General features: G+C 62.3%; 2 rRNA genes. Both read left to right on the top strand.

The window, feature by feature from the left end:
• Positions 1-2,522 (top strand): 23S ribosomal RNA (locus tag ABVS03_RS11470); the annotation flags it as partial.
• Between the two features lie 91 nt (positions 2,523-2,613).
• Positions 2,614-2,729, top strand: a 5S ribosomal RNA gene (rrf, locus tag ABVS03_RS11465).
• The last annotated feature ends 59 nt before the right edge of the window (positions 2,730-2,788 follow it).

Genomic DNA, 2,788 nt, shown 5'->3' with positions numbered 1-2,788 from the left:
ACCTGAGTACCGCCGGACACGTGAAACCCGGTGGGAAGCAGGGGGGACCACCCTCCAAGCCTGAACACTCTCCTGTGACCGATAGCGGACAAGTACCGTGAGGGAAAGGTGAAAAGCACCCCGGGAGGGGAGTGAAACAGTACCTGAAACCGTGCGCCTACAAGCAGCCGGAGCGGCCAGGATCCGTGACGGCGTGCCTTTTGTAGAATGAGCCAGCGAGTTGCGGTGCGCGGCGAGGCGAAGCACAGGAGCCAGCCGCAGCGACAGCGAGTCCGAACAGGGCGACACGAGTCGCGCGCCGCAGACGCGAAGCCAGGTGATCTATCCATGGGCAGGCTGAAGCGGGGGTAAGACCCCGTGGAGGGCCGAACCCACTTAGGTTGAAAACTGAGGGGATGACCTGTGGATAGGAGTGAAAGGCTAACCAAACCTGGAGATATCTCGTTCTCCCCGAAATAGCTTTAGGGCTAGCCCCAGGCATTTACCGCTGGAGGTAGAGCACTGAATGGTCGCGGGGGCCTCACCGCCTACCAACACCAATCAAACTCCGAATGCCAGCGGTCCAGAGCCTGGGAGTCAGAATATGTGGGCTAAGCCGTGTATTCGAGAGGGAAACAGCCCAGACCGCCCGCCAAGGTCCCCAAGTCCATGCCAAGTGGCAAAGGATGTGCGTCTGCCCAGACAACCAGGATGTTGGCTCAGAAGCAGCCACCCATTCAAAGAGTGCGTAACAGCTCACTGGTCGAGTGGACATGCGCCGACAATATACGGGGCTAAGCATGGCACCGAAGCGGCGGGCTGCGCCACAGGGCGCAGCGGTAGGGGAGCATCCCGTCAGGGGCGAAGCCGGAGGACGACCTCCGGTGGACCTGCCGGGAGGGAGAATGCTGGCATGAGTAGCGAGAGCGGCGTGGGAAACGCCGCCGCCGCAAACCCAAGGTTTCCTGGGCAAGGCTAATCCTCCCAGGGTCAGTCGGGAGCTAAGGCGAGGCCGGAAGGCGTAGCCGATGCACAGCAGGCAGACATTCCTGCACCCCCGAAGGGGCGCTATTACCGATGGGGTGACGGAGAAGGGCAGCTCGGCGGGGTTCTGGACGTCCCCGTGAGGCCGCGTAGGCCGGAAGGCAGGGAAATCCGCCTTCCAGGGAGGCCGAGGCGGCTGACGAAGCCACAAGGCGAAGCGAGTCATCCCATGCTTCCGAGAAAAGCCTCTAGGGAGCCCCGAGGGGCCCGTACCGCAGACCGACACAGGTGGGTGGGTAGAACATACCAAGGCGATCGGGAGAACCATGGTTAAGGAACTCGGCAAAATCACCCCGCAACTTCGGGAGAAGGGGTGCCGCTTCGGGTGATGGGGCATGCCCCCGGAGCCTGGAGCGGCCGCAGTGGAAAGGTCCAAGCGACTGTTTATCAAAAACACAGGACTCTGCTGAAGCCGCAAGGCGACGTATAGGGTCTGACGCCTGCCCGGTGCCGGAAGGTCACGAGGAGCTGTCAGCGCGAGCGAAGCAGCGAATCCAAGCCCCGGTAAACGGCGGCCGTAACTATAACGGTCCTAAGGTAGCGAAATTCCTTGTCGGGTAAGTTCCGACCTGCACGAAAGGCGTAACGATTTGGACACTGTCTCGACCATGGGCCCGGCGAAATTGCACTAGTCGTGAAGATGCGACTTACCCGCGGAAGGACGGAAAGACCCCGTGAACCTTTACTGCAGCTAGACATTGGCTGCCGGTTCGCCGTGTAGAGGATAGGTGGGAGACTTCGAACCAGGGGCGCCAGCCTCTGGGGAGTCGCCCTTGGAATACCACCCTCGGCGCTCTGGCATCCTAACCCCTCGCCGTGATCCGGGAGGGGGACCGTGTCTGGTGGGTAGTTTGACTGGGGCGGTCGCCTCCTAAAGAGTAACGGAGGCGCGCGCAAGGTCTGCTCGGGATGGTCGGCAACCATCCTCATGAGTGCAAGAGCATAAGCAGGCCTGACTGCGAGGCAGACAAGCCGAGCAGACGGGAAACCGGGCTCTAGCGATCCGGCGGCACTGAGTGGAATGGCCGTCGCTCAACGGATAAAAGGTACTCCGGGGATAACAGGCTGATCTTCCCCAAGAGTCCACATCGACGGGAAGGTTTGGCACCTCGATGTCGGCTCATCGCATCCTGGGGCTGGAGCAGGTCCCAAGGGTATGGCTGTTCGCCATTCAAAGCGGTACGCGAGCTGGGTTCAGAACGTCGTGAGACAGTTCGGTCCCTATCCTCCGTGGGCGCAGGAAGACTGAGGGAGGCTGCCCCTAGTACGAGAGGACCGGGGTGGACGGACCTCCGGTGTGCGGGCTGTCGGCCAACGGCACTGCCCGGTAGCTGAGTCCGGTCGGGATAACCGCTGAAAGCATCTAAGCGGGAAGCCCATCCCGAGATGAGTCTTCCTTCTGGTAAGGCCCCATGCAGACCACATGGTAGATAGGCAGCAGGTGCAAGCGCCGCGAGGCGCTCAGCCGAGCTGCACTAATCGGCCGAGCTCTTCATCTCCGATGCCCGGAGCGTGAGGATGCTGGATGGATGGTTGCCGAGCGCTGTGCGGCCCCCAGGGCACGGATGGACATATGAATGCCCTGTGCCGGCCAGCGGCCATGGCAGGGGAGGCACACCTGGTCCCATTCCGAACCCAGAAGTTAAGCCCCCGAGCGCCGATGGTACTGCGGAGCGAGTCCGTGGGAGAGCAGGACGCCGCTGGCCAGCAGAGGGCATTCGTGCCGGAGAGGGAGGGGAGCGCATCCGCGCTCCCCTCCCTCTGC

Origin of the sequence: Olsenella sp. AGMB03486 (assembly GCF_040884255.1) — a bacterium.
Lineage (GTDB): Bacteria > Actinomycetota > Coriobacteriia > Coriobacteriales > Atopobiaceae > Olsenella_L > Olsenella_L kribbiana.
This window is presented reverse-complemented; position numbering and strand designations above follow the sequence as displayed.